This window comes from Krasilnikovia sp. M28-CT-15 (genome assembly GCF_047159595.1).
Lineage (GTDB): Bacteria > Actinomycetota > Actinomycetes > Mycobacteriales > Micromonosporaceae > Actinoplanes.
Window position 1 is genome coordinate 6,138,441 of the sequence record NZ_BAAGAK010000001.1, and the last position, 25,334, is coordinate 6,163,774.

At 72.8% G+C, this 25,334-nt stretch carries 25 protein-coding genes; 5 read left to right on the plus strand and 20 right to left on the minus strand.

Annotated elements, in window-relative coordinates:
- Positions 1-152: 152 nt before the first annotated feature.
- Complete coding sequence (locus ACMCNO_RS28095) at positions 153-692, minus strand: DUF2752 domain-containing protein (RefSeq protein WP_412752454.1); 540 nt, start codon at positions 690-692, stop codon at positions 153-155.
- Positions 689-1,912, minus strand: a complete 1,224-nt coding sequence (locus ACMCNO_RS28100) for a winged helix-turn-helix domain-containing protein (protein ID WP_412752455.1) — start codon at positions 1,910-1,912, stop codon at positions 689-691. Before ACMCNO_RS28100 ends, ACMCNO_RS28095 begins: the two co-directional genes overlap by 4 nt.
- A 73-nt stretch (positions 1,913-1,985) precedes the next feature.
- Between ACMCNO_RS28100 and ACMCNO_RS28105 the strand changes: the two genes are divergently transcribed.
- Together ACMCNO_RS28105 and ACMCNO_RS28110 are read left to right on the plus strand one after the other, a co-directional pair.
- On the plus strand, positions 1,986-2,507 hold the full coding sequence (locus ACMCNO_RS28105) for an N-acetyltransferase family protein (protein ID WP_412752456.1): 522 nt from the start codon (positions 1,986-1,988) through the stop codon (positions 2,505-2,507).
- A 17-nt stretch (positions 2,508-2,524) separates the two neighbouring features.
- Positions 2,525-3,082, plus strand: a complete 558-nt coding sequence (locus tag ACMCNO_RS28110) for an N-acetyltransferase family protein (RefSeq protein ID WP_412752457.1) — start codon at positions 2,525-2,527, stop codon at positions 3,080-3,082.
- 12 nt (positions 3,083-3,094) lie between these two features.
- On the opposite strand, the gene dapB is transcribed toward ACMCNO_RS28110, so the two are convergent.
- The 16 genes from dapB to rimP all read right to left on the minus strand — a co-directional run bounded on the left by dapB (position 3,095) and on the right by rimP (position 21,687).
- Positions 3,095-3,862, minus strand: a complete 768-nt coding sequence (gene dapB, locus ACMCNO_RS28115; protein ID WP_412752458.1) for a 4-hydroxy-tetrahydrodipicolinate reductase — start codon at positions 3,860-3,862, stop codon at positions 3,095-3,097.
- Between the two features lie 15 nt (positions 3,863-3,877).
- A complete protein-coding gene (locus tag ACMCNO_RS28120; protein WP_412752459.1) occupies positions 3,878-4,840 on the minus strand; it encodes a phosphatase PAP2 family protein in 963 nt (320 codons plus the stop codon).
- 11 nt (positions 4,841-4,851) lie between these two features.
- A complete protein-coding gene (locus ACMCNO_RS28125) occupies positions 4,852-6,189 on the minus strand; it encodes a M16 family metallopeptidase (RefSeq protein WP_412752460.1) in 1,338 nt (445 codons plus the stop codon).
- A gap of 7 nt (positions 6,190-6,196) precedes the next feature.
- Complete coding sequence (locus ACMCNO_RS28130; protein WP_412752461.1) at positions 6,197-8,536, minus strand: polyribonucleotide nucleotidyltransferase; 2,340 nt, start codon at positions 8,534-8,536, stop codon at positions 6,197-6,199.
- A gap of 213 nt (positions 8,537-8,749) precedes the next feature.
- Positions 8,750-9,019, minus strand: a complete 270-nt coding sequence (gene rpsO / locus ACMCNO_RS28135; protein ID WP_412752462.1) for a 30S ribosomal protein S15 — start codon at positions 9,017-9,019, stop codon at positions 8,750-8,752.
- A 134-nt stretch (positions 9,020-9,153) separates the two neighbouring features.
- Complete coding sequence (locus ACMCNO_RS28140; RefSeq protein ID WP_412752463.1) at positions 9,154-10,125, minus strand: bifunctional riboflavin kinase/FAD synthetase; 972 nt, start codon at positions 10,123-10,125, stop codon at positions 9,154-9,156.
- A gap of 250 nt (positions 10,126-10,375) precedes the next feature.
- On the minus strand, positions 10,376-11,263 hold the full coding sequence (gene truB / locus ACMCNO_RS28145; RefSeq protein WP_412752464.1) for a tRNA pseudouridine(55) synthase TruB: 888 nt from the start codon (positions 11,261-11,263) through the stop codon (positions 10,376-10,378).
- A gap of 52 nt (positions 11,264-11,315) precedes the next feature.
- Positions 11,316-12,599, minus strand: a complete 1,284-nt coding sequence (locus ACMCNO_RS28150) for an MATE family efflux transporter (protein ID WP_412753832.1) — start codon at positions 12,597-12,599, stop codon at positions 11,316-11,318.
- A 633-nt stretch (positions 12,600-13,232) separates the two neighbouring features.
- The gene (locus ACMCNO_RS28155) at positions 13,233-14,249 is read right to left on the minus strand and encodes a DHH family phosphoesterase (RefSeq protein WP_412753833.1); all 1,017 of its coding nucleotides are present in this window, start codon (positions 14,247-14,249) and stop codon (positions 13,233-13,235) included.
- Positions 14,250-14,278: 29 nt separating this feature from the next.
- The gene (gene rbfA, locus ACMCNO_RS28160; RefSeq protein WP_412752465.1) at positions 14,279-14,731 is read right to left on the minus strand and encodes a 30S ribosome-binding factor RbfA; all 453 of its coding nucleotides are present in this window, start codon (positions 14,729-14,731) and stop codon (positions 14,279-14,281) included.
- A 247-nt stretch (positions 14,732-14,978) separates the two neighbouring features.
- Positions 14,979-15,272: a DUF503 domain-containing protein gene (locus ACMCNO_RS28165; protein WP_412752466.1), complete on the minus strand. Its 294-nt coding sequence runs from the start codon at positions 15,270-15,272 to the stop codon at positions 14,979-14,981.
- A gap of 112 nt (positions 15,273-15,384) precedes the next feature.
- On the minus strand, positions 15,385-16,410 hold the full coding sequence (locus ACMCNO_RS28170) for a TRM11 family SAM-dependent methyltransferase (RefSeq protein WP_412752467.1): 1,026 nt from the start codon (positions 16,408-16,410) through the stop codon (positions 15,385-15,387).
- A 66-nt stretch (positions 16,411-16,476) separates the two neighbouring features.
- Positions 16,477-19,524, minus strand: a complete 3,048-nt coding sequence (infB, locus tag ACMCNO_RS28175; protein WP_412752468.1) for a translation initiation factor IF-2 — start codon at positions 19,522-19,524, stop codon at positions 16,477-16,479.
- 84 nt (positions 19,525-19,608) lie between these two features.
- Positions 19,609-20,049 (minus strand): YlxR family protein, encoded by a 441-nt coding sequence (locus tag ACMCNO_RS28180; RefSeq protein ID WP_412752469.1) that lies wholly within the window; start codon positions 20,047-20,049, stop codon positions 19,609-19,611.
- Complete coding sequence (gene nusA, locus ACMCNO_RS28185) at positions 20,027-21,043, minus strand: transcription termination factor NusA (RefSeq protein ID WP_412752470.1); 1,017 nt, start codon at positions 21,041-21,043, stop codon at positions 20,027-20,029. The genes ACMCNO_RS28180 and nusA overlap by 23 nt, the downstream gene beginning before the upstream one ends.
- Positions 21,040-21,687, minus strand: coding sequence for a ribosome maturation factor RimP (gene rimP, locus ACMCNO_RS28190; RefSeq protein ID WP_412752471.1), 648 nt, complete (start codon positions 21,685-21,687; stop codon positions 21,040-21,042). The genes nusA and rimP overlap by 4 nt, the downstream gene beginning before the upstream one ends.
- A gap of 230 nt (positions 21,688-21,917) precedes the next feature.
- Here rimP and ACMCNO_RS28195 point away from each other — a divergent pair, with 230 nt between their 5' ends.
- From ACMCNO_RS28195 to ACMCNO_RS28205, 3 genes are all read left to right on the plus strand, one after another.
- Entirely contained in the window at positions 21,918-22,400 is a 483-nt protein-coding gene (locus ACMCNO_RS28195) for a hypothetical protein (protein WP_412752472.1), read from the plus strand.
- Between the two features lie 19 nt (positions 22,401-22,419).
- The gene (locus ACMCNO_RS28200; protein ID WP_412752473.1) at positions 22,420-22,848 is read left to right on the plus strand and encodes a ferritin-like domain-containing protein; all 429 of its coding nucleotides are present in this window, start codon (positions 22,420-22,422) and stop codon (positions 22,846-22,848) included.
- Positions 22,849-23,000: 152 nt separating this feature from the next.
- Positions 23,001-23,711 carry a nucleotidyltransferase domain-containing protein gene (locus ACMCNO_RS28205; protein ID WP_412752474.1) on the plus strand — a complete coding sequence of 237 codons (711 nt, stop codon included), beginning with the start codon at positions 23,001-23,003 and terminating at the stop codon, positions 23,709-23,711.
- Positions 23,712-23,722: 11 nt separating this feature from the next.
- On the opposite strand, the gene ACMCNO_RS28210 is transcribed toward ACMCNO_RS28205, so the two are convergent.
- Positions 23,723-24,433 carry a VIT1/CCC1 transporter family protein gene (locus tag ACMCNO_RS28210; RefSeq protein WP_412752475.1) on the minus strand — a complete coding sequence of 237 codons (711 nt, stop codon included), beginning with the start codon at positions 24,431-24,433 and terminating at the stop codon, positions 23,723-23,725.
- Entirely contained in the window at positions 24,430-25,287 is an 858-nt protein-coding gene (gene map / locus ACMCNO_RS28215; RefSeq protein WP_412752476.1) for a type I methionyl aminopeptidase, read from the minus strand. Before map ends, ACMCNO_RS28210 begins: the two co-directional genes overlap by 4 nt.
- Positions 25,288-25,334 lie beyond the last annotated feature (47 nt).

The following is a 25,334-nucleotide window of genomic DNA, read 5'->3' on the forward strand; positions in this document are numbered from 1 at the left end:
TCCGTCAGACTCTAAACGGCGGCGATCCAAGATCCGACTCGGGTCAACCTTCAGCGCGCCACGCCTCAGCCGGGCCCGGCGGGGTGCCTCGGCACGGGCACCGCGAGCCCGGCCCCGCCGAGGAGGCCGCGGCTCGGACATATCCCCACGGCTCAGACGTACAGCGAGGTGAAGGGCGCCCAGGGCAGGTTGCGCAGCACGGAGAAGACTCCCCAGACCGCGATGAAGACGCCGAGCACCGTGGGGCTGAGCCGCAGCTGGGGCAGGCGCCAGCCGAACAGTCGCCGCCCGGCCCACGCGACGTACATGTACAGCAGGAAGGGCACCGCGAAGACGAACAGCGCGTGGTGGCGGGCCGCCGCCGGCAGGTCGCCGTGCAGCAGATACCACGCCGCGCGGGTGCCACCGCAGCCCGGGCAGAGGAAGCCCGTGGTGTATTTGAGCAGGCAGGTGGGCACGGCACCGGCATCCACCTCGGTGGGGTGGACCGCCAGCGTGTAACCGACCGCCCCACCCATGCAGGCCAGCACCGCGACCGGCGCGGCCCAGACCGGTGACTCGCGCCACCGGCGCTGCAGGAAGCGGGTGAACCTGTCCTGCTGCGGCGCGGGAGGCCCGGCGGGGGCCGACGCCCAGGCGGGGGGTTCGCCTGTGGCGACTCCGGGCTCGGTCACGCTGCTCATGGCGGTCACGGTACACCCGGGGCACCGCCGAGCAGCACCGCCGACAGGGCGTCCGCCAGGTCGCCGCGCTCCGGCTTGGCGATGGACTCCAACCCCAGCCAGGCCGCGAGGCGGCGTAACTCCCCGGCCAGGGCGACGGCGGTCTCGGCGGGGTCCCCGCCCGGCTCCAGCCACGCGGCCGGGATCTGCAGCACACCCGCCTTGCGGTCCGCCTTCAGGTCCACCCGCGCGGCGAAGCGGTCCCCGAGCAGGAACGGCAGCACGTAATACCCGTGTTGCCGCTGGGCGGCCGGGACGTAGATCTCGATCCGGTAGTTCAGGTCGAACAACCGCTGCGTGCGCCCGCGCTCCCAGATCAGTGGATCGAACGGGCTGACCAGCGTCGCGGCGTGCACCCGCCGGGGCAGCCGGGCATCGCGGTGCAGATATGCCACCGGCTTCCAGCCGTGCACCCGGACCGGCTGCAGCACCCCCGCCTCGACGAGCTCGGCCAGCGCCGGTTTGAACCCCGCCACCGGCAGCCGGAAGTAATCGCGCAGCTCCGTCTCGGCGGCCACGCCCAGGGCCCGCGCGGACAGCTCCACCAGCGCCCGGAACGCCTCGGCAGGAGCGGGGGTGGGCGCGTCCAGCACGGCGCGGGGCAGCACCCGCTCGGGCAGGTCGTAACGGCGGGCGAACGAACTCGTCCGGTCGGCCGCGGTGACCGCACCGGTGTAGAACAGCCACTCCAGCGCCTGCTTGACCACGGACCAGTTCCACCCCCAGTGGCTCTTGTCACGGGGGGTGTCGTGCTCGATCTCGGCGGCGGTGAGCGGGCCACGGTCGCGCACCTCGTCGAGCACCCACGCCACGAGGTCGGGCTGCTCGCGCACCACCCGGGTCATGCTGCCCCACGCATACGCCTGGGCGTCGGCCATCCGCCACCGGAACAGCGGCTGCAGGTCGACCGTGATCAACGACGCCTCATGGCCCCAGAACTCGAACAGCTCGCGGGGGCGCCGATACGCCGCCCGCTCCAGCAGGGTTGTCGGATAGGGGCCCAGCCGGCTGTAAAGCGGCAGGTAGTGCGCGCGTTGCAGGACGTTGACCGAGTCCATCTGGAGCAGATGCAGACGGCGCAGCACCCGGCGCAGGTGTCGCATGTCCGGCACCCCGCCGGGGGTGCGGTCGGTGAAGCCCTGTGCCGCCAGCGCGATCCGCCGGGCCTCGGCGGCCGTGATCGTGTCCATCGATGCGGACGCTAGCCGCCACCTCCGACAATTTCGGTCGCCCCGGCCACCCCGGACGGGCTACAACGGGGACATGCTGGTCCTGCGGGAGCTCACCGACGCCGACATCGACCCGGTCGCCGCCCTGCACGTACGCGCCTGGCAGGCCGGATACGCCGGGATCGTGCCCGCCGACGTCCTGGACGCGCTCGATCCGGCCGACTTCGCGCAGCGGCGGCGGACCATGGCGGCCCCGCCCGGAGCCCGGACCGTGGTCGCCGACGACGGGGAGATCGCCGGATTCGTCTCGTTCGGCCCGTACCGGTCGCACGAGACCCAGGAGTACGACGCCGCGATCGGCGAGATCTACGCGATCTACGTGGAGCCCGGACGGTGGCGCGCAGGTGCGGGCCGGGAACTGATCGGAGCGGCCCGGGCCGGGCTGACCGCGGCCGGAGCCCGTGAGATGCGGCTCTGGGTGCTGGCGGACAACGAGCGCGCCCGCCGCTTCTACGAACACGCGGGCCTGACCTGCGACGGCGCCCAGGACTTCTACACCCCGCGGGACAGCGCAACGCCACTGGCCGAGGTCCGGTACGCGGCCCCGCTGCCCTGAGAACTAGGCTGCCCCGCATGGCACTCGGCTTCGTCCGTCCCGCGCGTCCCGAGGACGCCAACGAGATCGCCCGGATCCAGCTCGCCACGTGGCGCACGGCGTACCGGCGGATGGTGCCCGCGCACGTGCTGGCCGCGCTGACCGAGGAGGATCTGGCGGCGGGCTGGCAGGAGGCGATCACCACGGCCCCGTCACCGCGGCACCGCGTCCTGGTGGCGATGGAGCAGAGCGACTCCGCCACCTGCCTGGTCGGGTTCACCGCGTCGGGTCCCGCCGACGAGCAGGCGCTGGCGCCGGAGGAGCCGCCGCTGGCCGAGGGCGTCGCGGCGGTCACCGAGCTGCTCGTGGAGCCGCGCTGGGGGCGGCGCGGGCACGGCAGCCGGCTGCTGGCGGCCAGCGTCGACACCTGGCGCACGGACGGCTTCTCGGCTGCCGTGGCCTGGGCCTACGACAGTGACCAGGCGACCCGCAAGTTCCTCGGCGGCGCGGGCTGGGAGCCGGACGGCGCCGCCCGCGCGCTCGACGTGGAGGACATGCTGGTGCCGCAGCTACGGCTGCACGTCGCCCTCGACTGAGGGGCCGAAAGATCAGTCCAGCAGGTCGTCGATGCCCACGGTCAGGCCGGGGCGGCTCAGCACCGCGCGCACTGCCAGCAGCACCCCGGGCATGAACGAGGAGCGGTCCAGGGAGTCGTGCCGGATGGTGAGCGTCTCCCCCTGCGTACCGAAGAGAACCTCCTGGTGGGCGATCAGGCCCGCGGACCGCACGGCGTGCACGCGCACCCCGTCGATGTCCGCGCCCCGCGCACCGGGCAGCTCCTCGGAGGTCGCGTCCGGCATCGGGCCCAGCCCGGCCTCGGCGCGCGCCGCGGCGATCCGCCGCGCGGTGTGCCCGGCAGTGCCGCTGGGCGCGTCCAGCTTGCGCGGGTGGTGCAGCTCGATGATCTCGGCGGACTCGAAGTACCGGGCCGCGCGCGCCGCGAACTGCATCATGAGGATCGCGCCGATGCCGAAGTTCGGCGCGACGATCACCCCCACGCCGGGCTTGTGGGACAGCCAGCCGCGCACCCGCTCGAGCCGCTTCTCGGTGAAGCCGGTCGTGCCCACGACCATGTTGATGCCCTGGTCGACCGCCCAGTGCACGTTGTCCATGACGACGTCGGGCTTGGTGAAGTCGACAAGCACCTGGGCGCCCGCGTCCGCGGCGTTGGACAGCCAGTCGCCCCCGCCGACCATGGCCACGAGCTCCATGTCGTCGGCCGCGTCGACGGCCTTGCACACCTCGAGCCCCATGCGGCCGCGGGCCCCGAGGACGCCGACCCGGATCGGTTCACGCGCGTCAGTCACGCCGGACAACTTACCCACCTGAATTCAGGCGTCGGCTGACGGTACCCGCCTGCGGGCACGCCACCAGCGCTCCGCGAGGCCGACCCCGAGGAACGTCGCCCCCACGTACGCCCAGCCCACCAGCACATCGATCACGTAGTGCTCCCCCGAATACACCAGCGTGAACGTCATGGCCAGCGGGTACGCCAGCAGCAGCGGCCACCACCGGCGGCGCACCACCGGCAGGAAGAACGCGACCGCCATCAGCGCGTACGCGGTGTGCAGCGACGGCATCGCGGCGACCGGATTCGACGCCTCCACCTGCAACGCGTTGAGGGTGTTGCCCGCGCTGTGCAGCCCGACCGCGTTCCACCCGTTCGTGGAGACGCGCGCCACCGGTTCGGCGATGAAGCCGAACTTCGCGGCCCACCACGGTGGGGCGGCGGGATACAGGAAGTACGTGATCAGCCCCGCGAGGCTGAGGGTGAACCAGCGACGCATGTAGCGGGCCCACTGCGGGCGCGAGCGTACCCACAGCACGACCGCCACGGTCGGCACGGTCAGGAAGTGCGAGACGTAGACCAGCGAGACCAGCACCTCCCACCACTGCACCGCGCCGGGCTGGTAGAGGTGTTGCTGGAGCCACACCGTCGGCAGGACCCCGAACATCGTCGTGTCCGCGTGGATCAGCTCGGTGACGTGCGGGGCGAACAGCTTGTCGGCGTACCCGCGGGAGATGTTGTAGCCGACCAGCAGCAACGCGATCGGCAGCCAGTCGCGCAGGAACAGCAGGTGCTGCCGCCAGGGCAGCTCGTTGCGCCAGGCGATCGTGGCCAGCCACAGCCAGCCGAACGCGATCAGCGGGTCGCTGGTGGGCACCCCGATGAACCAGGTCCCGACCGCGAACGCGGCGGCCCAGATCAACATGCCGACGACCCGCCGCCGGTGCCGGTCAGATCGGGCGGGCGGCGGGGCGGGGGGCTGCTCGGGTGCCAGGGTGGAGGTCATCGCCGACCAGGCTAGCGGCCCGCGCCCGGGAACGCCGACTCGTCGAACGGCCCGACCACGGCCAGCGACATGGGCCGGTTGAGCAGCTCATCGGCCAGTTCGTTGATCTCGTCGAGGGTCACGGCATCGACGCGGGCCAGCAGTTCGGAGACCGTGAGCAGGTCGCCGTAGAGCAGCTCGGACTTCGCGATCCGGCTCATCCGGGACCCGGTGTCCTCCAGGCCCAGCACGTACGAGCCCTTGACCATGCCCTTGCCGCGCGAGACCTCCTCGGGGGTGATCCCCTTCGCGGCGACCTCCGCCAGCTCGGCGCGGACCAGGTCCAGCACCTCCTCGGCCTTGCCGGGGGCGCAGCCGGCGTAGACCCCGAACACTCCGGCGTCGGCGTACTGGCTGCCGTAGGAGAAGACCGAGTACGCGAGGCCGCGCTTCTCCCGGATCTCCTGGAACAGTCGGCTGGACATGCCGCCGCCGAGCACGTTGTTGAGGATCCCCAGGGCGAACCGGCGCTCGTCTCGCCGCCCGATCCCGGGACAGCCCAGCACCATGTGGGCCTGCTCGGTGTCCCGGTTGCGGACCACGGTGTGCGCCCGCTGGGTGCGCACCCGGTGCTCGGCGGGACGGCACAGGGCGGGCGGGGCCGGCGGGGTGTCCAGCGGGGTCCCGGCCAGGGCCTTGCGGACCAGCCGGACCACGGCCGCGTGGTCGAGGTTGCCCGCAGCGGCGATCACGATCTGCGGCGGGGTGTACCGGCGCCGGTAGAAGCCGTTGATCGTGGACCGGGTCATCGGCGAGATGGAGTCGACCGTGCCCGAGATGGGGCGGCCGAGCGGGTGGTTGCCGTAGATCGCCTCGGTGAAGACGTCGTGCACCTCGTCGCCGGGCTCGTCGTCGTGCATGGCGATCTCTTCGAGGATCACCGCGCGTTCGGTCTCCACGTCGGCCGGGTGCAGCACCGAGTCGGCGACCGCGTCACAGAGCACATCCACCGCCAGCGGCAGGTCGGCGTCGAGCACCCGCGCGTAGTAGCAGGTGTACTCCTTCGTGGTGAAGGCGTTCGTCTCGCCACCGACCGCCTCGATCTGGGCCGAGATGTCCAGCGCGGTGCGCTTGTGGGTGCCCTTGAACAGCAGGTGTTCGAGGAAATGGGAGGCGCCGGACATCGCCGGAGCCTCGTCGCGCGAGCCGATGCCGACCCACACCCCGAGCGCGACGCTGTGCGCGGTGGGGATGTGCTCGGTGAGGATGCGCAGACCGCTGGGCAGGACGGTACGGCGTACCCCGTCCTTGATGGTCCTGGTCACGACGCGGGCCGGCCTCTCGGCCGGCCCGCGGGAACTCGCTGTCATGCCGTGATCAGCTGCGGTCGCCGCCGGGGCGGTCGCCGCCGCCGGTGCGCCGCCGGCGGCGCGGCTCGCCGCCGCCCTCGCCACGATCCTCGCCGCGGCCCTCGCCGCGCGGGCGGTCACCGCGCGGGCGGCCCTCGCCGCCGGACGCCTCGGCCGGAGCCTCCGCGCCCTCGGGGCGGACCTTGTCGAGGTAGATCTTGCCGCGGTTGTCGATGTCCGCGATCGAGACCTCGACCTTGTCACCGACGTTGAGGAAGTCCTCGACCTTGTCGACCCGCTTGCCGTCGCCCACCTTGGAGATGTGCAGCAGGCCGTCGCGGCCGGGCAGCAGCGAGATGAACGCGCCGAACGCGGCCGTCTTCACCACCGTGCCGAGGAACTTGTCGCCCACCTTCGGCAGGGTCGGGTTGGCGATCGCGTTGATCCGCTCGACCGCGGCCTCGGCGGACGGGCCGTTGGTCGCGCCGACGTAGATGGTGCCGTCGTCCTCGATGGAGATGTCGGCGCCGGTCTCGTCCTGGATGGCGTTGATGGTCTGGCCCTTGGGGCCGATCACCATGCCGATCTTGTCGACCGGGATCTTGACCGTGGTGACCCGCGGCGCGTGGTCGCTCATCTCGGCCGGGCCGTGGATCGCGGCGTCCATCACCCCGAGGATGGTGGCGCGGGCCTCGTGGGCCTGCTGCAGCGCGCCCGCCAGCACATCGGACGGGATGCCGTCCAGCTTGGTGTCGAGCTGCAGCGCGGTGACGAACTCCGAGGTGCCGGCGACCTTGAAGTCCATGTCGCCGAACGCGTCCTCGGCGCCCAGGATGTCGGTCAGCGCGACGTACTGCGTCTTGCCGTCGACCTCGTCGGAGATCAGGCCCATCGCGATGCCCGCGACCGGCGCCTTCAGCGGCACACCGGCCGCCAGCAGGGCCAGCGTGGAGGCGCAGACCGAGCCCATCGAGGTGGAGCCGTTCGAGCTCAGGGCCTCGGAGACCTGCCGGATCGCGTACGGGAACTCCTCGCGCGGCGGCAGCACCGGCACCAGCGCCCGCTCGGCCAGCGCGCCGTGGCCGATCTCGCGCCGCTTCGGCGAGCCGACCCGGCCGGTCTCACCGGTCGAGTACGGCGGGAAGTTGTAGTTGTGCATGTAGCGCTTGGACTTCTCCGGCGCGAGGGTGTCCAGCGACTGCTCCATGCGCAGCATGTTCAACGTGGTGACGCCCAGGATCTGGGTCTCGCCGCGCTCGAACAGCGCCGAGCCGTGCACCCGGGGCAGGACCCCGACCTCGGCGCTCAGCGGCCGGATGTCGCGCGGGCCACGGCCGTCGATGCGGACCTGCTCCCGCAGCACCCGGTTGCGGACCTCGGACTTGGTCAGCGACCGGAACGCGGCGCTGATCTCCTTCTCCCGGCCCTCGAACTGGCCCGCGAGCTGCTCCTGCGCCTTGGCCTTGATGAGGTCCAGGGCCTCCTCGCGCTCCGCCTTGGCGGAGATCTTCAGCGCGTCCGCGGTCTCGCCGCGCACGGCGTCGGACACCGCGGCGTACACGTCCTCCTGGTAGTCCAGGAACACCGGGAACTCGGCGACCGGCTTCGCCGCCACCTCGGCCAGCTCGGCCTGCGCGCGGCACAGCTCACGGATCGCGGGCTTGGCGGCCTCCAGGCCACCGGCCACGATCTCCTCGGTCGGGGCGGTGGCGCCGTCCGCGATCAGCTTGACCGCGTGCGGGGTGGCCTCAGCCTCGACCATCATGATCGCGACGTCGCCGTCCGGCAGGGTCCGGCCCGCGACCACCATGTCGAAGGTGGCGCGCTCCAGCTCCTCCAGGGTCGGGAACGCCACCCACTGGCCGTCGATGTGCGCGACCCGGGTCGAGCCGATCGGGCCGCTGAACGGCAGGCCGGACAGCTTGGTGGACATCGAGGCGGCGTTCATCGCCACCACGTCGTACGGGTGCGCGGGGTCGAGCGCGAGGATGGTCTCCACGACCTGGACCTCGTTGCGCAGGCCCTTGGTGAACGACGGGCGCAGCGGCCGGTCGATCAGGCGGCAGGTGAGGACGGCGTCCTCGCTGGGGCGGCCCTCGCGGCGGAAGAACGAGCCGGGGATCCGGCCCGCGGCGTACATCCGCTCCTCGACGTCGACGGTCAGCGGGAAGAAGTCGAAATGCTCCTTCGGCTGCTTGCTGGCCGTGGTCGCGGACAGCACGACCGTGTCGCCGAGCCGGGCGATCACCGAGCCGGCGGCCTGGCGGGCCAGCCGTCCGGTGGAGAACGTGATTTCGCGGGTGCCGAACGATCCGTTGTCGATGACGGCGGTGCGGGATTCGGTGCCGAGAGCGTTCTGCTCTGTCATGTGGTGCGGTACTCCTTCGTCGAGGACCCGGCGGTCTCTGCAGCGCGGTTCAGGCTGCCGGTCTTCGATCGAAGTGCCCAGGTTGAGCGCCCGCGGAAGGCGGGGGAGCCTGGGAACCACTACCGAGGACCGGTGCGCTGACGGCCTGCGGCCGCGCGGGTCCGTGGGTGGAAAGCCACGGGGGAGTGCCCGGATGAGCACTCCCCCGTCATGTCAGCGGCGCAGGCCGAGACGCTCGATCAGCGTCCGGTAGCGCCGGATGTCCTTCTTCTGGACGTAGTTGAGGAGCCGACGGCGGCGGCCGACCAGCAGAAGCAGGCCGCGACGGCTGTGGTGGTCGTGCTTGTGCACCTTCAGGTGCTCGGTCAGGTCGGCGATCCGCTTGGTCAGCATCGCGACCTGGACCTCGGGCGAGCCGGTGTCGCCATCCTTGGCCTGGTACTCCGACATGATCCGGGTCTTGGTTTCTGCGTCGAGCGCCATGTTCTCCGTGCTTCTGTGTTGCCGGTGGTTTCGGATTTCTCGCGGCCCGCGGCGTCGGGCAGGCAGGCGAGACCGGTCGTCGGAAGAGCCGACGTCGGAGCCAAGCCTATCAGCCGGGCTCCGACCGGGTTGGCTCAGCCGACATCGGGGCCGACATCGGGGCCGACATGAAGCACCGCCCGGGTCTGATCGACATCCTCGGTGATCTGCGTGATCAGGGGTTCGATGCTGTCGTAGGTGCGCTGTTCGCGCAGCCGGGCGACGAAGTCGAGGCTCACCCGCTCGCCGTACAGATCACCGGAGAAGTCCAGGGCGAAGGCCTCCACCCGGCGCTCGCGGCCCGAGAACGTGGGGTTGGTGCCGATGGACACCGCGGCGGGCAGCCGAGCGGGCTGGTCGCCGCCGTCGCCGCCGCGGATCAGCCAGGCGGCGTACACGCCGTCGGCCGGGACGGCCGCGTAGCGGTGGCACATCAGGTTCGCCGTGGGGAAGCCGATCTCCCGGCCCCGGCGGTCGCCGCGGACCACCACCCCGGCCAGGCGGTGCGGGCGGCCCAGCGCGGCGGCCGCGGCCCGCACGTCCCCGGCATCGACACAACTACGGATGTACGTGGAGGAGTAGACCACCCCGTCCGCCGAGACCAGCGGCGCCTCCTCCACGGTGAAGCCGAACGACCGGCCCAGGGTCTCCAGCAGGTGCACGTCACCGGCCGCCCGGTGCCCGAACCGGAAGTTGTCCCCCACCACGACGACCGCCGCGTGCAGCGCGTCGACCAGCACGTCGTGGACGAAAGCCTCGGGGGTGAGCTGGGAGAACGCGGGAGTGAACGGCACCACGCAGAGCGCGTCCACGCCGAGCTGCTCGACCAGTTCGGCCTTGCGGACCGGCTCGGTGAGCACCGCCGGATGCGAGCCCGGGCGCACCACCTCGGCCGGGTGCGGGTCGAACGTCATCACCACGGACTGCAGACCGAGGTCGTGGGCGCGCTTCACGGCGTGGCCGATGATCGCCTGGTGTCCGCGGTGCACGCCGTCGAAGACGCCGATCGTCACGACCGAGCGCCCCCACCCGCCGGGCACCCCCTCGTAGCCGCGCCAGCGCTGCATGCCGCCCGCCTCTCCATGGCCTTGCGGCCGCGTCGAACTCCCCGTCCGGCCGTCACCGCGGGACCGTACGGCCGTAAGCGTATCGGTCGTCCTCCCCGCCGGAAGCGGGCTGTTTCGCCGGTCACGTCCGGATGGCCTCGTGGCCGGCCAGCGCCGGACCGGCGGGCGCCGTCCGGGCCCCCGCACGACCCCGGGCCCAGGCCGGGCCCCGCACGATCCGGCACAGGCCGGGCCCCGCAGGATCGGCGACTCAGGCCGGGGCCAGGACGATCTCGGGCTTGGCCCGCCCGCCGCGCTCGCTGACGATCGCCAGTACGGCACCGGCCGGATCGAAGACCGCGTACGGGCCGGTGATGCCGACCGCGGCCAGCGGCCCGCCGTGGCTGAGCACCTTCGCCTCTTCCTCGGACGCGGTGCGCTGCGGGAAGGCCCGCCGTGCCGCCTCCGCCATGGGCAGCCCGACGACGTCCGGGGCACGCTGCTCCAGTTGCTCCAGCGTGGCCGACTCGGCCAGCGTGAGCCCACCCACCGCGGTGCGCCGCAGGGCGGTCAGATGCCCGCCGACCCCCAGCGCCGCGCCCAGATCCCGGGCGATGGCCCGGATGTACGTGCCCGAGGAGCAGGTGACGTCCACGTCCACGTCGATCGCCCCGGTGCCTTCGGGGCGCCGGATGTCCAGGACGTCGAGGCGGTGCACCGTCACCCGGCGGGCGGGCAGCTCCACCTGCTCGCCGTCGCGTACCCGTTTGTAGGCCCGCTCTCCATTGATCTTGATGGCGCTGACCGCGCTGGGCACCTGGTCGATCTCGCCGGTCTGCGCGGCCAGCCCGGCCCGGATCGCGGTGTCCTGCACCGCGCCCGTCGCCGCCCGGGCGGTGACCTCACCCTCCGCGTCGTCGGTCACCGTGCTCTCGCCCAGCCGGATCGTCGCCGAATACCGCTTCTCGGACCCGATCACGTACGTGAGCAGCCGGGTCGCGCGGTTCACCCCGATCACCAGCACCCCGGTCGCCATCGGGTCGAGCGTGCCCCCGTGGCCGACCCGGCGGGTCCGCGCGAGGCGCCGGATCCGCGCGACCACGTCATGCGAGGTCATCCCGCCCGGCTTGTCGACCACGATCAGCCCGTCCGTGTGCACCCGCCCACCCTGCCAGACCTCCGTCGGCCACCCCCGTGCACCCCTCGGGCCGTCACCGGGTGGCGCCGAGTACCGCCCAGCGGGCGCCCCGCCAGCGGTGCACGATGAGGCCGAGGCGCACCACCATGAACAGCGCGAGCCCGGCCCAGACCCCACCCAGGCCCAGGTCGAGAACGTACGCCAGCCAGATCGCCGGCAGGAATCCGCAGGCGGCGGCGATCAGGGTCATCGTCCGCATGAACGCCACGTCGCCCGCGCCGATGAGCACTCCGTCGAGGGCGAACACGATGCCCGCGCACGGCAACAGCCCCACGAACCACGGCCAGACGATCGCCGCCTGGGCGTGGACGGCCGGGTCGTCCGTGAACAAGCCGGGCACCACGTCCGCCCCCGCCGCCGCGACGACGGCGAAGGCCGTCCCGGCCACCGTGCCGACCAGGGTGACCCGGCGGGCCACGTCCCGGGCGGCCGCCGCGTCGCCCCCGCCCAGCGCGGCGCCGACCAGCGACTGCGCGGCGATGGCCACCGCGTCCAGCGCCAGCGCGGCAAAGAACCACAGTTGCAGGGCGATCTGGTGCGCGCCCACGGCCGCCACCCCGAACCGGGCGGCCACCGCGGTCGCCGACAGCCAGCACGCCTGGAACGCGGCGCCACGGATCAGCAGGTCCCGGCCCGCGACCAGTTGCTCTGCGATGATCCGGAGGCGGGGTCGCAGGGCCGTCCGCTCGCGGATCACGGCCCACAGGAACAGCGCGCCCGACAGGCTCTGCGCGACCACGTTCGCGATCGCCGAGCCGGTCAGCCCGAGCCCGGCCGGATACACCAGCAGGGGACACAGCACGGCGGAGAGCAGGTTCGCGCCCAGCACGTACAACAGCGGGCGCCGGGTGTCCTGGACGCCGCGCATCCAGCCGTTGCCCGCGGCGGCCAGCAGGAGGCCGGGTGCGCCCAGGACGGCGATGCGCAGCCAGCCCGCGGCGGCCTCGGCGGTCGTCGGGTCGGCGGCCAGCGCCCGGGTCAGCGGGGCGGCGATCACCTGGATCAGCAGCGCCAGCAGCACGCCGGTCACCAGCGCCAACCAGGACGCCTGCACACCCTCGGCGATCGCGGCGGGCCGGTCACCGGCACCGAACCGGCGGGCTGCCCGCCCGGTCGTGCCGTACGCCATCAGGGTGCCGAACCAGACGCCGACGGACATGATCGTGCCACCGACGGCGACGGCGGCCAGCGGGACCGGTCCCAGGTGGCCGACGACGGCCGTGTCGACCAGGACGTACAGCGGCTCGGCGGCGAGGACGACCAGCGCCGGCAGGGCCAGCGCGGCGATGCGCGCCATCCCGGCCCGCTCCGCCCCCGGCGCGGCGTCGGCCGTGTCAGCGGGCGGGGTGGGCTTGGCGGGCGGGCTCATGGTGACCCATGATGCCCGCCGAACCGTAAGGAGAGCAAACCTCGGCGGTGCTTACCTACTGCCGCGTGTCCATCGACGTCTGCAGCGCACGGCGTGCGGCTTCACGGGCTTCTTCGGCAGCTTCGGTCTTCGGCTTGGCAGCCATGGCGTGGTCCTTCCACAGGTCGGGCGCCCCTGCGCCCACGGGCAAATCGAGCGGGGCGTCACCCGACCGGTCCGGGGTCACCGGACGTCTGGCGAGTGGCGCGACCCGGGCCGGTGGACCCGGGTGGCTCGAGGCTTTGCGGCGGGCGGTGGTCCCGGACGACACAAAACCAAATCACCGTTAACTCAAACTATCGTTCAATCCCACTCTTCGCTCGTGCCGTCCTGCATCTCGGGACATGCATGCCCGGACGGAACTCGCACCTGATGAAGTCGGCCGCTGTAGCGCCACACTGAAGCCCAGTCCCGACTGGTGGAATCACCTGGTCGTGGCGAATGACCTCGAGTCCGGTGCACGGCCCGGTCCCGCGCTCACCGACGGCGCGCGGGCCGGGCAGACGACCCGGATCGCGGCGGTCAGATGACGTGCTGGTCGAGGCGTTCGCGGACGGCGACGACCACGTCGCCCGGCGCCCCGTGCCCGGTGAAACCGGCAGCCATCCGGTGTCCGCCGCCACCGAAGGCCACCGCGACCGCGCAGACGTCGACCGCGCCCTTGCTGCGCAGCGACACCGCCCACTCGCGGTCACCGACCTGCTTGATCAGGACCGCCACGTCGGCCTCGGCCACACACCGCACCGGATCGATGAGGGCATCCATCACGTACGGGCGCTGCCCGTGCCGCCGCAGATCGTCCAGCGTGGCGTACGTCCACACCATGCCGTGGCCCGCAGCCGCCGCCGGATCCAGCTCCGCCCGGCCCAGCACCTCGGCGAAGAGTTTCGTGGCACCGAACGGGCGGGTGTCGAAGATGCGGCGGGAGATCTCGCCGGGACGGATGCCGGTGGCGATCAGCCGGGCCGCCATCTCGTGCACCCGCGGCGTCGTCATGTCGAACCGGAACGAACCGGTGTCCGTGGCCAGCGCGACGTACAGGCACTCGGCGATCTCCGCGTCGAGCGGCACGTCGAGCCGGGCCAGCAGCTGCTCGGCGACGACCGAGGTGGCGGCGGCGCCCGCGTCGACGAGGTTGACGCCCCCGAAACCGGTGTTCGACGCGTGATGGTCAAGCACGATGGTGGCGCGGGCGCGGGGCAGCCGGTCCGCGAGCGCGCCGAGCCGGGACACCGCGGCCACGTCGAAAACGATCAGCAGGTCGGGCTCGGGGTACGCCTGCTCCTCGGGCACCAGCAGATCCAGCCCGGGCAGGGCCGTGAACGGCTCCGGCACCTCGAAGGCACCCGGAAACGTGGCCTGCAGGGCTGGTACGCCGAGCCGCCTCAGCCCGAGCCCGAAGCCCAGCATGCTGCCGAGGGCGTCACCGTCGGGGTTGACGTGGCACACCAGTAGCACCCGGCCCCCGGGCGCGTACCGGTGGATCGCCGCGACGGCCGCGGTGAACTCGGCGTCGGCGGGTCCGTGGGGGGTGCGCATGTGGGGCGGTGCGGGGGCGACGTCGACCACTACGTGTCCTCGCGGGCGCCGACCCGCTCCTCGTCGTCGGCGTCGGTCTTGTACGGGTCCGGGTCGCCCGCATATTTCTTGCCCGCGGCCAGCCGCTGCACCTCGGCGTCCTGGTGCCGGGCCGCGGCCAGCAGATCGTCGATCTCCTTGGCGTGGTCCAGCACGTTGTCCTGCACGAACGTGAGGCTGGGCGAGTGACGCAGGCCGAGGGCGTGACCGACCCGGCTGCGCAACATGCCCTTGGCGCTCTCCAGGGCGGCGGCGGTGCCCGCCTCGGCGGCCGAGTCTCCGAGGACGGTGTAGTAGACCGTGGCGTCGCGCAGGTCACCCGTGATGCGGGCGTCCGTGATCGTGACCATGCCGATCCGGGGGTCCTTGATCTCGCGCACCAACGATGCCACCAGCTCCCGCACGCGCTCCGCGTGCCGACGCGTCTTGGCCGGGTCCGACATGACACCCACCTCCGACATCCGTTGCCCCGCGGGAGGCCCCCCAGGCGTCGCATGCCTCCCGCTCCAACGCGTGAAGCCTACCCATGCGTCGCACCGCTCGAACGCCCTCCCGGTCCGACTCTTCAACCACCCCCGCCGGGCCGGTGCCCGGCACCTCGGATCGTCGTCGCCGGGCGCCCGCCCGGCCCGCGGTGAACGCCGTCGCCAGGCGTCCCGGAGCGCCGTCTCCGGGCCACGGGTCGCGTCGTCAGTCGTCGTCGCCGTGCAGGCGGCGGCGCACCGACAGCAGCTCGATCTCCGGACGGCCGGCGAGCTGGTTCTCACAGGTGTCGATGACCTCACGGGCATGCGCGGGTTCGGCGGCCACCACGGCCACCCCGATCTCGGCCCGCCCGGTCAGGTCGAGGGAACCGACCTCGGCGACGCTCACCTCGAACCGGCGCAGCATCGCGATGATCGGGCGGACGTAGGAGCGCTTCTGCTTCAGCGACCGCGAGTCGCCGGGCAGCAGCAGATCGAAGAGCGCGGTCTCGGTATACACGACCGACGAGGGTACGGCCCGGCAGCGCCCCCGTCAGCCGGGTTTACGCGCGCGGCGACGGAACCGCTCGGGCCGGTCAGCCGGTCGCGCGGCGACCCGGTACTCCCGGCGGTCAGCCGGGGCGCCGGGCGACGACGACGTCGCGCTCGATGCCCTGGTCGACCCGGTGCGCCAGGTCACCGTGCTCGACGATCTCCAGCCCGTTGGCGACGAGGATGTCCTCGGCGAGTTCCCGCTTGGCGACCTTGGTGTTCCACGACAGCCCGAGCGCACCGCCGGGACGCAGCAGCGGCAGCCACTGCGGCACGGCCCGCTCCAGCAGGTCCAGGGGGCGCCGGGACAGCCCGCCCTCCTCGGACCAGCTGCCGTGCGCGATCCCGTACGGCAGGTCGCCCACGATCACGTCCGCGCACCCGGCCCGCAGCAGCCCGGCCAGCTCGGTGGTGTCGGCGTGCAGCACGGTCACCTTCTGCACCGCCCCGGCGCGGTGGTCGTCCTTGCTTGCGGCCAGCGTCACCTCCAGCCGTCGGGCGGCGCGGCGACCCTGCCGCCGTACCGGCACCAGCTCGGCGGTGTGCTTGAGCCGCTTGTGCTTGAGCCAGGTCTGCAGGAACGCCTTGTACGCCTCGACGTCCTTGCCGTCCAGCTCGACGCCGATCGCGTCGTAGCCGTACATGAGGGCCTGGTTGAGGGTGGTGCCGCGACCGCAGAGCGGGTCGCAGACGGTGAGCCTGCCGTCCAGCATCCTGGTGGCCGCGGCGGAGGCCAGCAGGGTCAGGTTGAGCAGCAGCTTGGTGAACTGCTCGTTGGTCTTGCCGGCGTACTTCGGAATCGTGATCAGGTCGCTGTCGTACCGGTCGAGCGGGGTCAGCTCGACCGGCCGCAGCAGGTCGTCCGGGGTCCGCTCGAACAGGGCGTAGGCGGCGGACAGGTTGGACAGGTACGCGACGTCGGGCGCGGAGAGTTCGGCCGTGAAGGTGAGGTACTCCACGCCACCGAGCCGGGTCTGCGCCAGCTCGCCGAGCGGACCGGACAGCACCGGGGCGAACGCCCGCAGCTCCGCCTGGGACAGGCGTCCGGCCTGGGCGGCGTAGACGCGGTTGGCGGACGGGGCGAGCAGCATGGCGTACCGGGACATGCAGGTAGTAAAGACGGCGGCCCCCGGCGCCGCAGCGCCGGGGGCCGTCTCGTCCTACCGGGGCAGTTACGCCCGCGGCTTCTCGCGCATCTCGAAGGTCTCGATCACGTCACCGATCTGCGGGGTGCCGAAGCCGGACAGGGTCAGACCACACTCGAAGCCCTCGCGGACCTCGGTGGCGTCGTCCTTGAACCGCTTGAGCGAGCTGATCGTGACGGTGTCCGCCACCACGACACCGTCGCGCAGGATGCGCGCCTTGGCGTTGCGGCGGATGAGACCGGACCGGACCATACAACCGGCGATGAGACCGATCTTGGACGAGCGGAAGACCTCGCGGATCTCCGCGGTGCCCAGCTCGACCTCCTCGTACTCCGGCTTGAGCAGGCCCTTGAGCGCCGCCTCGATCTCCTCGATGGCCTGGTAGATCACGCTGTAGTAGCGGATCTCCACGCCGGCGCGGTCGGCCATCTCCTTGACCTTGTTGGAGGCCCGGACGTTGAAGCCGATGATCGTGGCGGTCTGGTCGGACGAGGCACTCGCCAGGTTGACGTCGCTCTCGGTGATCGCACCGACGCCGCGGTGGATGACCTTGAGCTGAATCTCGTCCGGGATCTCGATCTTGAACAGCGCGTCTTCCAGGGCCTCGACCGAACCCGAGCTGTCGCCCTTGATGACCAGGGTGAGCGAGGTCTTCTCGCCCTCCTTGAGCTGCTCCATGAGCGTCTCGAGGGTGGCCCGGCCGCGCGAGTTGGCGAAGCTCGCCGCGCGGCGGCGAGCCTGCCGCTGCTCGGCGATCTGCCGCACCGTGCGGTCGTCCTCCGCCGCGAGGAACGTGTCCCCCGCGCCGGGCACCGAGGTCAGACCCAGCACCAGCACCGGCCGGGCCGGGGCCGCCATCGCGACCTGCTTGCCGTTCTCGTCGAGCATGGCGCGGACGCGGCCGTGCGCGCCGCCCGCCACGATCGAGTCGCCGGCCCGCAGCGTGCCCTTCTGCACCAGCACGGTGGCCACCGCGCCGCGGCCCTTGTCGAGGTGCGACTCCACCACGACACCCTGGGCGGGCCCGTCGATCGGAGCGGTCAGCTCCAGCGACGCGTCCGCGGTCAGCAGGACGGCCTCGAGCAGGTCGTCGATGCCGATGCCCGGCTTGGCGGCCACGTTGACGAACATCGTGTCGCCGCCGTACTCCTCGGCCAGCACGCCGTAGTCGGTCAGCTGCTGACGCACCTTCTCCGGGTTGGCGTCCGGCTTGTCGACCTTGTTCACCGCGACCACGATCGGCACCTCGGCGGCCTTGGCGTGGTTCAACGCCTCCACCGTCTGGGGCATGACGCCGTCGTCCGCCGCGACCACCAGGATCACGATGTCGGTCACCTGGGCACCACGGGCACGCATGGCGGTGAACGCCTCGTGACCCGGGGTGTCGATGAAGGTGATCGCCCGCGGTTCCTCGTTGTGTTCGACGACGACCTGGTACGCGCCGATCTGCTGGGTGATGCCACCCGCCTCGCCCGCGACCACGTTGGTCTTACGGATCGCGTCGAGCAGCTTGGTCTTACCGTGGTCGACGTGACCCATGACGGTCACGACCGGCGGCCGGGTGACCAGGCGGTCCTCGGCGATCTCGGCGTCGAGGTCGATGTTGAACTGCGCCAGCAGCTCGCGGTCCTCGTCCTCGGGGCTGACGATCTGCACGTCGAAGCCGAGATGCTCGCCGAGCAGCAGCAGCGTGTCGTCGGAGCAGGACTGCGTCGCCGTGACCATCTCGCCGAGGTTGAACATCTCCTGGACGAGCGAGCCCGGGTTGGCGTTGATCTTGTCGGCGAAGTCGGAGAGCGACGCGCCGCGCGACAGCCGGACGACCTGGCCGTTGCCCCGGGGCGCGCCCGAGGACATGGCTGGAGCCGACAGGTTGTCGAACTCTTGACGCCGCTGCTTCTTCGACTTGCGACCACGGGTCGGCCGACCGCCGGGACGCCCGAAGGCACCCGCCGCGCCGCCACCACGACCGCGACCGCCACCACCGGGACGGCCGGGCGCACCGGCACCCGCCGGGGCACCGCCGCCGCCACCGGGGCCGCCACGGTAGCCACCGCCACCGCCGCCACCACCGGGACCACCGCGGAAGCCACCACCGCCACCGCCGCCGCCACCGGGGCCGCCACGGTAGCCACCGCCACCGCCGCCACCACCGGGACCACCGCGGAAGCCACCACCGCCACCGCCGCCGGGACCACCACGACCGGCCCCGGGACCGCCGGGACGGCCCGGAGCACCGCCGCCGGGACGACCGGGGCGCTGCGCGGGCATGGACGCGGGGCTGGGCCGCGGCGGCATCGACGCCGGGCTCGGCCGCGGCGGCATGCCCGGCTGGTTGGGCCGCGGCATGGCCGCGGGGGTGGGCCGGGCGGCGCCACCGCCCGAGACGCCGAACGGGTTGTTACCCGGACCGCGCGCCGGCGGGCGCGGGCTGCCGCCCGGGCCGGGACGGCCCGGGGTCGGCGTGCCCGGAGTGGCCGGGCGGCCGGCCGCCGGCGAGCCGGGACGCGGCGGAACCGTGCCGGGGCCCGGAGGCCGCGGACGGCCGGTGCCCTCGGCCGGGGGCTGCTGCGCCCGGCGCTCGGCGTCCCGGGTACGGGCGGCCTGAGCCGCGCGGACCGCGGCCTCCTGCTCCGCCTTGAGGGCCGACGCGCGGGCTTCCGCCGCCGCCACCTCGATGTCGTGGGCGCTGGCGGGCTTGGCCGCCGGGCCCGGAGTCGGTCCCGGCCGCCCAGCGGGCGGCTTGGGACGTGCGATCGAGCCGGGGGTCGGCGCGGGCGACGTAGGCGCACCGGGCGCCGCCGGAGCGGCGGGCCGGCGCGGCGGCGTCGGCCGCGCGGTCGTCGGGGTCCGAGCCTCGGCCGGGGCGCTGGACGCCGCCGCGGGGGCCGCCGGAGCGCCGTTGCCGCCTTGCGAGGCGACGAGGGCACCACGGAGCCGCCGGGCCACGGGGGCCTCGACCGTGCTGGACGCGGACTTGACGAACTCGCCCATCTCTTTGAGCTTGGCGAGAACGGTCTTGCTGTCGACCCCGAGCTCCTTCGCGAGCTCGTGTACGCGGGCCTTACCTGCCACTGCACTCCTCAACTCTTGAGGTCGTGCGGGCAGCACCCGCAGCGACCTCACTCGTGCACTAGAAGCCTGGTCATTTCAGGGACTTCATCGTGTGCTCATGTCGGTCGTCCTACCTTGCGAAATCCGGGTGGGACCCAACGCCCCACCATCGGTGGTTCCGGGCGGCGCCGAAGCCGCTCGGACGTGCTCCGCGAGCGGACCGGTGTCCGCGACACCCGTCAGTCGCAGCGCCCGCCCGAAGGCGCGACGCCGCTCCGCCAGTGCGAAGCAGGCCGGGTCAGGATGCACATGTGCTCCCCGACCCGGCAGTCTGCGCGCCGGATCGGGGAGAAGCCGAAGCTCGGCTCCCGTCCCGACCGCGACGAACCGCAGTAGTTGGGAGGCCGGCGCGCGTTTGCGACATCCGATGCAGGTACGCACCGGTGAAGCGCCCTTGTGAACCGGGGCAGCACGTCGAACCACGGAAAAGTCTACCCCCCGCGCCGCCGGTGCGGTTATCCGGTCAGCCACCCGTCTCCGCGGCATCGCGCTCCGAGACGGTTGCGGCCTCGTTGTCCGGCCGGATGTCGATGCGCCATCCGGTCAACCGGGCCGCGAGCCGGGCATTCTGCCCTTCGCGCCCGATCGCGAGCGAAAGCTGGAAGTCCGGGACGGTGACCCGCGCCGTCCGCGTCGCCGCGTCCACCACCTCGACCCGCAGAGCCTTGGCCGGTGAGAGCGCGTTGCCCACGAACTGCGCCGGATCCTCTGACCAGTCGATGATGTCGATCTTCTCGCCGTGCAGCTCGCTCATCACGGCCCGGACCCGCTGGCCCATCGGCCCGATACAGGCGCCCTTCGCGTTCACCCCGGTCACGGTCGAGCGCACCGCGATCTTCGTACGGTGACCTGCCTCACGGGCGATCGCCGCGATCTCCACGGTGCCGTCGCCGATCTCCGGCACCTCCAGCCCGAACAGCTTCTTCACCAGCGCCGGATGCGACCGCGAGAGGGTGATCTGCGGCCCGCGGAAGCCCTTCGCCACGTGCACCACCACGCAGCGGATCCGCGCGCCGTGCTCGTACCGCTCGCCGGGCACCTGCTCGGACTGGGGCAGCACCGCCTCCAGCTTGCCCAGGTCGACGATGACGATGCCCTTCTCGGCGCGCGCCGCGTCGGCCTGCACCACGCCGGTGACCAGGTCGCCGTCGCGGCCCGCGTACTCACCGAAGTGCTGCTCGTCGGTCGCCTCCCGCAGCCGCTGCAGGATGACCTGCTTGGCGGTCATGGCCGCGATCCGGCCGAAGTCGTGCGGGGTGTCGTCCCACTCGCGCACGATGTTGCCGTCCGCGTCCAGCTCCTGGGCCAGCACGGACGCCACCCCGGACTTGCGGTCGATCTCCACCCGGGCGTGGCCCTCAGCCCCGTCCGTGTGCCGGTACGCAGTCAGCAGCGCGGTCTCGATCGCCGCGAGGATCGTGTCGAACGGGATCTCCCGCTCGCGCTCCAGAGCGCGCAGCGCCGCGAGGTCGATGTTCACCTCTGATCGCTCTCCCCATCCTCGTCATCGTCATCCGGGTCGAGGACGCCGTCGTCCTCGTCCTCGAACTCGGCCTCGGCCATCCGCTTGAACTCGATCTGTACCCGCCCCGGACCGAGCTGGTCGTACGCCACCTCGCGGGGCGCACCGTCGACGTCCAGCACGACACCGGAGTCGTCCGCCGCGCTGACCCGGCCGGTCACCGCGCGACCCGCCACCGTGACCGTCACCAACCGCCCCACGTTGCGCCGCCAGTGCCGGGGCGCGGTGAGCGGCCGGTCCACGCCGGGCGAGCTCACCTCGAGCTGGTACTCCCCCGCCAGCAGCTCGCCCTCGGACTCGTCGGCCGCGTCGAGCGCCGCGGAGATCGCCCGCGAGACCACGGCGACGTCGTCCAGGGCGATCCCGCCGTCCGCGTCGACCAGCACCCGCACCACGTGTCGCCGCCCCGCCCGCGACAGGCTCACGTCCTCCAGGTCGTAGCCGGCCGCGGCGACCACCGGCTCGATCACTGCGCGGACCCGGGCCCGGGCGGCTGCCAGGTCGATGCGCGGGGCGGCGGGACCGGGCTCGGCCGTGTCGCGCCCACGTGCGCCGGAGCGACGGGTGCCGGGCCGGGCACCGGCACGGCCACGCTGGGTCATCGGACCCACCTCTCTGCTCGACCTGCGGGGTACCGGGCGGCTGTCCGCCGCGAACACCGCCATCCGCAAACACCGCTATCCGCCGGGCCGATTCCCGGCGGCTGCGCAGAGCGTAACGCGCCGACCGTGCCGGCCACCCGGCGCCGCACCGAATCGACATCATGCGCAGGTCCCCGGCCCGCACCCGGCCCGCACCGGGACACATGGACCCGATGGTGTTCACTTGCCCGGTGGACAGGACGGCGACGCATGCGGGACCGGGATACACCCGGCGCCGCCTGCTGGGCGTGACCGCCGGTGCCGCCCTGGCCGCGAGCGTGCCGGCCGGCTGCGGCCTGTTCGACGGCGACCCCGAGCCCGCCCCGCCCGACCCGCTGCAGCCCGTGCTGGACGAGGCTCTGCGACTGGCGGCCACGTACGAGCGGGCCGCGCTCGCCCAGCCGGAGCTCGCGAAGCGCCTCACCCCGCTGGCCGCGGACCACCGGGCCCACGCGGCGGCGCTGGCCGGCCTGATCGGAGCCACCCTGCCCTCCACCGCGCCGTCAGCATCGGCGGACACCGGCGCGGCCCCCACGCTCGACGTGCTCCGCAAGGCCGAACAGCAGGCCCAGCGCACCGCGGCGGCGGCCTGCCGCCAGACGAGCGCCGACCGGGCCGCACTGCTCGGGTCGATCGCGGCGTGCCGGGCCGCGCACGCCGAGGCCCTGCGCTGACCGGGCTAGGGTGCGACGCGTGAATGAGCAACTGGCCGGTGCGCTGGCCGCCGAGGAGGCGGCGATCTATGCGTACGGGACGATCGGGGTGCACCTCACCGACGACCGCGAGCTGGCCGACGCCCGGGCGGCCGAGGCGGTGCACCGGGACCGCCGGGACGCCCTGGTGAGCCTGCTGGCCTCGGCCCAGGCCAGCACCGCCCCCGCGCCCGCCGGGTACGCGCTGCCCTTCCCCGTGACCGACCGGGACAGCGCCCTCAAGCTGGCCATCCACGTCGAGGACGGCGTCGCGCAGGCATGGCGTCCCGTGCTCGGGGTGACCACCGACGACCAGCGGTCCACGGCACTGGGCGCGCTGACCGACGCCGCGGTGCGCGCCACCCGCTGGCGCCGCCACGCCGAGGTCACACCGCTCACGCTGCCCTTCCCCGGCCGCCCTGAGCAGTGACCGACCACCCGCCCCTGGGCATCGGCCGGCCGCCGGTCCCTCGCTGGCGGGCCCGCAGCACCCGGCAGGGCCGCTGAGCATCCCGGCCGAAGGCCGGAACCCGGCGTGCCGAGGACCTTCCCCGGGCGAGCCCGGACGGCGAGAATGGCGCCGTGCCGCAGGACGAGTGGGATGCCGCGAACCCGCGCGGACACCTGGCCACCCGCCTGCGGGACGTGATCGCGCGACGCTGGTCCGCCGAGGTGCGGGCGATCGGAGTACACGGCTCGCTGGCGCACGGCGACGACACCGACGCCAGCGACGTCAACCTGGTCGTCGTCACGTACCGGTCCGGTGCGGGGCCGCGGCCCGCGCTGCGCCGCGTGGACGGCATCCTGGTCGACCTCACCGTGATCACGGCCGACGACGGCCTGCGCCAGGCCCGGGAACTGACCGCGGACTGGCCCCTGATCGCCGACCGGTACGTCACCACCCGCGCGCTGCACGACCCGCACGGCTGGTTCGCGGCGCAGCGCGACGCGCACCTGAGCCGGCTGGCCGAGACCCGCCCGGCGGAGTTCAGCGGCCTGGCCCGGCGCAACTGGTGCCGCGCGTCGGCGGCGCACGCCCGCGCGGTCCACCTCGCCCAGTGGTACGAGACCGACGCCGCCCTGCTGCTGATAGCCGAGGCCCGGCTGCACGCCGCCCTCACGGCGGGGCTGCTCAGCCGCACGTACTTCCGCAACCGCGCCGACGCGGTACGCCGGACCGGGCTGGCAGGCGCGGACATGACCGAGCTGAGCGCGACGCTCAAATCGCAGGCCGAAGAGCTCACCGCCCGGGGCCGCCCGGTGGACGGCAGCCTCGCCGCCCTGTTCGAGTGAAGCCGCGCTGATCAGGTGACGCCGACGCCGATCAGAGCGCCGATCACGTACGTCGCGCCGGCCGCCGCCGCACCCAGCAGCAGCTGCCGCAGCCCGCCGCGCCACCACGGGGTGGTGGTGAACCGGGACACCACCGCGCCCGCCGCGAACAACCCCGCGCCACCCACGGTCAGCGCCAACGCCAGGCTGTCGAAGCCGAGCAGGTACGTCAGCAGCGGCACCACCGCGCCCAAGCAGAAGCACAGGAACGAGGAGACCGCCGCGGTCCACGGGCTGGGCAGCTCGTCCGGGACCACGCCCAGTTCCTCCTGGGCGTGCACCCGCAGCGCCTGCTCCGGGTGGGCCTTGAGGACGTCGGCGACCTGGCGGGCCAGCGGCTCCGGCAGGCCCCGCGCGGTCCACGTACGGATCAGCTCCTGGGCCTCGCCCTCCGGGTTGACCCGCAGCTCGTGCAGCTCCTTGCGCAGCTCCGCGGCGACCTGGTCGTTCTGGGTCCGGACGCTGGTGTACTCGCCGAGGCCCATCGAGATCGCGCCCGCGACCAGGCCTGCGACGCCGGTGAGGATCAGGGTGTGCCGGTCCACCCCGCCGCCGCCCACGCCCGCGATCAGCGCGATGTTGGTGACCAGGCCGTCCATCGCGCCGAACGTGGCCGCACGCAGCCAGCCGCCGGAGACGTCGGCGTGGTGGTGCTCCCGGATCGCGGCCGGTGAATCCGTCACGGCAGGGTGAGGATCTCGTGGCCGTCCTCGGTCACCACCAGGGTGTGCTCGAACTGGGCGGTCCACTTGCGATCCTTCGTGACGACGGTCCAGCCGTCGCGCCACATCTCGTAGTCGTGGGTGCCGAGGGTGATCATCGGCTCGATGGTGAAGGTCATGCCCGGTTCCATCACGGTGTCCAGGCTGGGGTTGTCGTAGTGCGGCACGTACAGCCCCGAGTGGAACGCCTCGCCGATGCCGTGGCCGGTGAAGTCGCGCACCACCCCGTAGCCGAAGCGGCGGGCGTACGCCTCGATGACCCGGCCGATGGCGTTGATCGGGCGGCCCGGGGCGACCGCCCGGATGCCACGCATCATGGCCTCGTGGGTGCGCTCGACCAGCAGCCGCGCCTCTTCGCTCACCTCGCCGACGCAGAACGTCGCGTCGGTGTCGCCGTGCACCCCGTTCAGGAATGCGGTGACGTCGACGTTGACGATGTCGCCGTCCTCCAGCACGGTGGTGTCCGGGATGCCGTGGCAGATCACCTCGTTCAGTGAGGTGCAGCACGACTTGGGGAAGCCCTTGTAGCCCAGCGTCGACGGGTAGGCGCCGTGGTCGCAGAGGAACTCGTGCACCACCTTGTCGATCTCGTCGGTGGTGACGCCGGGCTTGCAGTGCTCGCCCGCGAGCTGGGTGGCCTGGGCGGCCAGCCGCCCGGCGACCCGCATCTTCTCGATCGTCTCCGGGGTCTGCACGTGGGAGCCGCGCCACGGCTCCGGGCGCTTCTTGCCCACGTACTCGGGGCGCGCGATGGACGGCGGCACGGCCCGCCAGGGCGACAGCTTTCCCGGTTGCAGAGGAGCCCGAACGGTCATGCCGACAGCCTATCGCCGTGCTCCGACACCGCAGGACGGCCCGGGTG